Raw genomic sequence first — 4991 nt, forward strand, 5'->3', positions numbered from 1 at the left:
TTTTATTAACAAAAAAATGCCGTATTTATGCGGCTTGTGGCGTTTCGCAAACGCCTAAGTATGTAAAAATGTACAAAGGAGATTTATTATGAATATAGACAGAGAAAAAGTTGAAGATACTTTTAAAAAATATACGGATAATTACGATACTAGCGATGAAAAGATTAAACTTAAAGTTGACCATACATATAGGGTGGCGGCTCTTAGCGAAAGAATAGCAGAGTCACTTGGACTTAATAAAGAGGATACCGATCTTGCATGGATTATAGGTATGCTGCATGATATAGGCAGGTTTGAGCAGTTAAAAAATTATGGAACTTTTTCCGATGCTGATTCAATTGACCATGCACACTATGGTGTCAAACTTTTGTTTGATGAGGGACTTATGTGGAAGTTTATTGATAAAACAGATATAGGTGCTTTAAAAAACACTAATAATAAATTAAAAAATGAAAATATTTCTGAAACATATTTGAATAGCGGCAAAGATAATGAAAATAGCAAAGAGGGTGTTACAGAACTTGATATAATAAAAACAGCTATATGGAATCATAGTGCGTACCGCGTTGAGGACGGACTTCCTGAGCGTGTAGTTATGTTTTGCAATATTATAAGGGATGCTGACAAGATAGATATCTTAAAAGTAAACTATGATGTAACCCTTGAAGTCATTTATGATGTGACAACAGAAGAACTTAAAAATGCGGAGGTTACGGATGAGGTTATGACGGCATTTATGGAGCATCATGCTGTACTCAGAAGTCTGAAAAAGACACCTATAGACAATCTTGTCGGTCATGCGGCACTTGTGTTTGAACTTGTTTATAATGAGAGTTTTAAGATAGTGAAAGAGCAGGGTTATCTGAAAAAAATGCTTTCGTATGTTTCAGACAATCCGAAAACAGTAAAACAGTTTGAGATATTAAATAAAAGTATGGATGAGTTTTTAAGATTAAAATAAGTTTTTATGCTGGTTTTTGTATGAATTATTCACAATATAAGAACAAAAAATGTCTGATTGTTAATGTACCAGTTAAAACGGGAGAAAAATGTGCAAAAAGAATTAAGGATACAAAACTTTATACTGATGATTATATCAGTAAGTTTAATATGGGCGGGAGGATATTATGAATATACAAGTGCGGTGTTAGGCGGTGTTATGTCGCTTATGCTTGTATATATTATTGTAAAATTTAAAGCAAGCAAAAATATATGCTTAAATCCAGGACTTTTATTTTCGGGAATAAGTTTGATTTTTTATATAATATCATGCTTTTATGCTGTCGATAGTGGCATGGCATTTACCGGAGTAGTAAAGAAGTCCACAGCTTTTATTTTTGCGGTATTTATATTGTTTATAGATGAAACGCAGCGAAAAAGGCTTGTTCATTTGCTTCCGCATCTGGCTTCGCTTGTTTGTATTTTAGGTGCAGCAGGAGTTGGTATTTCAAAAATAAGTTCTTTAGTTTCGGGATTGGAAGGTTTTAGTGATGTAATAAACGATTTTATTGTAAAAAACGGGTGTTTTTCAGGTACTTTCGGCTATGAAAATACATTTGCACTAGTTATGCTTCTGGGGATTATTGTCGCTTTCCTTAAATTAAATAAAAGTGATATTATTAACAGTGCAGAGATAGTTATAATGTTTGCAGGGCTGTGGTTTAGTGGAAGTTGTTTTACACTGGTATTATTTGTTTTTACAGTGATATTACTTCTTTTACATATAAATTCAAATAAGATAAGGGCAGCAGTATTAGGTATTATATTTTTTATTGGGGTTATTTTTGGAATTTTATTCAGAAGTGCAGGTATTATCGGAAGGATTTTTTCTGATAATTTAAGTACTTTATATGGTCGTTTATTGTATTGGCAGGATGCACTTTTGCTTATAAAAAAGTATCCTTTTGGAATGGGATATCTTGGATATCATTATAAATATCCACAGATTCAGACAGGAGTTTATACGGTAAGATATGTTCATAATGATATTTTACAGATTGCACTTGATATAGGACTGCTTCCAATGTGTATGATTATTGCTGTTATTGTATTGGCATTATTAAACAAAGAGCGTGATTACATTGAAAGAATACTGATATTTACAATATTTGCACACTGTATTTTTGAATTTGACCTTGAATATACCGCAGTAGTGTTTATTCTTGTACTTTTACTTAGCTGTTCCAATGAAAAGTTTTATGAAATGTTTTCTGTTTCAACAATTATTTTGAAATATAATGCGATTGCATTTGGTCTGATATGTATTTATATGGTAATGCCTCTGAGTTTTTATGCGGCTGGAAATAATGATGTCGCATTAAAAACATATCCTGCATATACAGATGCAGCTATAGCAAAACTTTCAAAAACACGGGATATGGGTGAGAGAGAGAAACTTGCAGAGCAGATATTAAAACAGAATGACACAGTTTCGACAGCGTACAGTACACTGGCTCAGGAGGCTTGTCAGGAGGAAAGTATTGACAGATTGGTTGAATACGAAAAGAAGGCTATTGAAAGAAATAAATTTGACAAGGAGCAGTATGTAGAGTATCTGTCTTTGCTAAACGATATGCTTGGAAGTGAGAAAGTTGTAAATAGTGACAAACTCACAGATAAGGTAATAAATAAAATGAAAGAAGTTCCAGAACTGATAGAAAAAAATAAGAATACAGTGAGCCGACTTGGAAATAAGATAAATGACAAGGTGGATATTGAACTGGATGAGGAACTTTTAAAGGAGATACAGGGACTGTGATTTTGTGAGATGTAATCATTTGTGCATAAATGGGAGACTGTTGTACTTTGTACTCTATGGTGGTCAAAACAATTTCGTTGTCATATAAAATGTATTGTGGTATTATGAAAGATAAAATACGATGCATCTTTTAATAAGTGATCGAAGTACTATTAAAAAATAAAGAAAAGAGGAAATAAAGAACTTAGTTATATTGCTGTAGGCAAAACATATAAGCTGTTATCAAGTTACATACCAACAGTATGAAAGGAAAAAATAAATTATGTATATGCCGATGTGAAAATGGGAACTAAATTAGATCTTGTAAAATGTGCACCAGCATTAAAAAATGCTAAGTTCAGCATATCAAAAGATTATGGCACTGATGTCAGCGTAAACAAAAAAGGTGTTATCAGCATAAAGAAAAAGAAAGGATATTCAGGTGGCTGTGTAATTGCCGTATTAAATAAAAAAGAGTATCGTATACGCGTTACAGGTTTTTGAAAGTATAAACGCTATTTTATTTAAAGATTATGATGAGTATTACCTATGAGGAAAATGCCATTTGCATTTTCCTCATATTCTTTTATGATTATTTATACATAGGTGATTATCACGCTTCCAAATTTAATTTCACCGGTAAGATAAACAACAGGCGAGCCGTTACTTTTATTGTGATTTCGTTCTTCTATCGCCCCTGCAAAGACTGAGGCTTTCTGGACTATTTGCCATTCTTTCGGGATAAAAAGCTGTGTACAGCCAAAACTTTGATTTACATATATTTCGGCAGAATCAGTAATGATATTTGCACTGTCAAAGTAAACTTTGAGTTCTCCAAATGAGCAATCAAGTTCAGCTTTTCTAAAATTACCTGTATTTATATATTTTGCTGATGCACCAAAGCGGTTGCTGCCAAAAAATGTGTCATTTGTATCATTATTAAATACTGTCTGGTGCTTTCCTACTTTGTCATAATCGTCATAATCATTCCATTCCACATGTTTATTTTCATTGAAATTTCCGGAAATATGATGTTTTTTAGGAAACAACAATGAAAAGCCTATTGTAAGTAATGTAGCAACCATAAGAAGCACAGGCGTCGAAACTGTTGGAAGTCCTAATACACTGTCAAATATGATCCATAAGAAAGCGAGTGAGAAGAAAAGACCGCCAAAGCTTCTCTCGATTATTGAATTGATAGCTGTACCTAAAAATATGACACCTAATATAAGTTTTGTGACGCTGACTGCAAGTGTGACAATATGGAACTGGCTTAATATAAGATAGCAGGCTATCGCAATAAGCATAAGTCCCCAAAAAATTGAGTTTCTGTTTTTATTCATGATTAACCTCTTTTCTGTGTCTGATATGACACTATAATATGTAAAGTTATTGTTAAGTGTTTGTTGTTACTGCAATGTGTGAAATCGTCTTTCATCCATCTTATTTTTAAGCATCTTATAATATGCTCTTGAAACATAAACTTCTTTATGTGTGTTATAAAATGATATAACACTTGATGCAGCAAGGTTTCTCTGTATCGAATAAATAAGGCTGCTGTTTACGATGGCTGATTTTGATATTCTGATAAAGGCGGCCGGGAGAATTTCTTCAAGTTCATAAAGTTTATATTTTGTTTCATATGCATCTGTTGCCGTATGAGCATATATGATAGAACTTTCAGTTTGAAAAAATAATATATCAGACAGATTCATGTAATATTCGGTATCGCTTTTATATAAAACTATCTGACTTAAGCAGCAGCTATCAGTATCAAAACTGATAAGTATTTGCTGAAGTTTGATAATGTCGGGTGTAAGTTTATGACATTTGATGATGATTTCAGTTTCATCATCATCTGTTATTTCCAATCGGAATTTCAATTTGTCACCTCCTGATTCTCATTGTTAAATAAATACTTTTAAAAACAATTCATTTTTTTCATATGATATGATTAAAGCATACAGAAGATTTTATGTAAATAGGATTTTGGTAAGAGGTAGATTTTTGGTAGTAAGAGGTATAAGATATGGATGTGCCAAGCGACTTTACATAGCCGTATCTCAATGCTAAAATATATTCAAATACAGATATTTTGAGGGAATATTGGAATAGTACAAATTTAGTTGCAACATTCTGCATTGTTTTTGCGAGGATAAATATATATTTAGTTGAACAATATTGAACGGAGGGTGCATATGGCAAGAGTTGTAGGGATAGGAAATCAGAGTTTTGAATCAATTATAAAAGAAGA

Annotated in this window: 5 protein-coding genes; 3 read left to right on the forward strand and 2 right to left on the reverse strand. The window is 32.4% G+C overall.

Going from position 1 to position 4991, the window contains the following annotated elements:
- The first annotated feature begins 88 nt into the window (after window positions 1-88).
- From KQI69_RS08990 to KQI69_RS09000, 3 genes are all read left to right on the forward strand, one after another.
- Complete coding sequence (locus tag KQI69_RS08990; RefSeq protein ID WP_216565046.1) at window positions 89-961, forward strand: HD domain-containing protein; 873 nt, start codon at window positions 89-91, stop codon at window positions 959-961.
- A 90-nt stretch (window positions 962-1051) separates the two neighbouring features.
- Window positions 1052-2758: an O-antigen ligase family protein gene (locus tag KQI69_RS08995; RefSeq protein ID WP_216565047.1), complete on the forward strand. Its 1707-nt coding sequence runs from the start codon at window positions 1052-1054 to the stop codon at window positions 2756-2758.
- A gap of 282 nt (window positions 2759-3040) precedes the next feature.
- Window positions 3041-3241 carry a hypothetical protein gene (locus KQI69_RS09000; protein ID WP_216565048.1) on the forward strand — a complete coding sequence of 67 codons (201 nt, stop codon included), beginning with the start codon at window positions 3041-3043 and terminating at the stop codon, window positions 3239-3241.
- A 92-nt stretch (window positions 3242-3333) separates the two neighbouring features.
- On the opposite strand, the gene KQI69_RS09005 is transcribed toward KQI69_RS09000, so the two are convergent.
- Window positions 3334-4080 carry a hypothetical protein gene (locus KQI69_RS09005; protein WP_216565049.1) on the reverse strand — a complete coding sequence of 249 codons (747 nt, stop codon included), beginning with the start codon at window positions 4078-4080 and terminating at the stop codon, window positions 3334-3336.
- A gap of 66 nt (window positions 4081-4146) precedes the next feature.
- Window positions 4147-4620 (reverse strand): LytTR family DNA-binding domain-containing protein, encoded by a 474-nt coding sequence (locus KQI69_RS09010; RefSeq protein WP_216565050.1) that lies wholly within the window; start codon window positions 4618-4620, stop codon window positions 4147-4149.
- Window positions 4621-4991 lie beyond the last annotated feature (371 nt).

It is taken from the genome of Eubacterium sp. MSJ-13 (assembly GCF_018918235.1).
In the GTDB taxonomy this organism is placed as follows: domain Bacteria; phylum Bacillota; class Clostridia; order Lachnospirales; family Lachnospiraceae; genus Butyribacter.

Coding starts and splice junctions, on each gene's coding strand:
- KQI69_RS08990 (WP_216565046.1), top strand. CDS start 89: ATGAATATAGACAGAGAAAAAGTTGAAGATACTTTTAAAAAATATACG.
- KQI69_RS09000 (WP_216565048.1), top strand. CDS start 3,041: ATGGGAACTAAATTAGATCTTGTAAAATGTGCACCAGCATTAAAAAAT.
- KQI69_RS09005 (WP_216565049.1), bottom strand. CDS start 4,080: ATGAATAAAAACAGAAACTCAATTTTTTGGGGACTTATGCTTATTGCG.